Source organism: Pseudomonas sp. UFMG81 (assembly GCF_015354575.1).
Lineage (GTDB): Bacteria > Pseudomonadota > Gammaproteobacteria > Pseudomonadales > Pseudomonadaceae > Aquipseudomonas.
Genome location: NZ_JACAFQ010000080.1, coordinates 1 through 672 on the forward strand (window position 1 = coordinate 1; position 672 = coordinate 672).

Here is a 672-nt window from a genome sequence, read left to right on the forward strand (position 1 = left end):
TGGTGCTGGTGAGCGTGGACCCGAACCGCGACACGCCGAACCAGCTCAAGCAGTACCTGGGCTATTTCGACAAGGATTTCGTTGGCGTGGCGGGGACTATCGAAGATACCCAGAAGCTGGCCAACGGCCTGAGCATTCCGTTCATTCCGGCTGACACCAGCAAGCCGGGCTACACCGTGGATCACAGCGGCAACCTGGCGGTCGTGGGGCCGGATGGGCGTCAGCGTGGGTTCATTCGTGCGCCGTTCAACAACCAGAAGCTGGCGGCGCAGTTGCCGGGGCTGGTCAAGCGCGATTGATTGGGGCTTAAAAAACATCGCGGGGCAAGCCCGCTCCCACGCCGGACGCATTCTGGCGTGGGAGCGGGCTTGCCCCGCGATTGTTTCAGGTGTCGATTAGAACGCTGGAACCACAGCGCCTTTGTACTTCTCGGTAATGAACTGCTTCACCTCAGGCGAGTGCAGGGCCGCAGCCAGCTTCTTCATGGCGTCGGAATCCTTGTTGTCCGGGCGCGCTACCAGGATGTTCACGTAAGGCGAGTCGCTGCCTTCGATGGCCAGAGCATCCTTCTCCGGGTTGAGCTTGGCTTCCAGCGCGTAGTTGGTGTTGATCAGGGCGGCATCGACCTGGGTCAGCACGCGCGGAATGGTGGCGGCTTCCAGCTCGCGGAAC

At 61.8% G+C, this 672-nt stretch carries 2 protein-coding genes; one reads left to right on the plus strand and one right to left on the minus strand.

What is annotated here, in order from left to right:
* Positions 1–299, plus strand: a 299-nt coding sequence (locus IX761_RS27005) for an SCO family protein (protein WP_194792524.1), incomplete at its 5' end; no start/stop codon positions are given.
* Between the two features lie 96 nt (positions 300–395).
* Here the strand turns inward: IX761_RS27005 and IX761_RS27010 are convergent.
* On the minus strand, positions 396–672 hold a 277-nt coding region (locus IX761_RS27010; protein WP_228534035.1), incomplete at its 5' end, for a MetQ/NlpA family ABC transporter substrate-binding protein.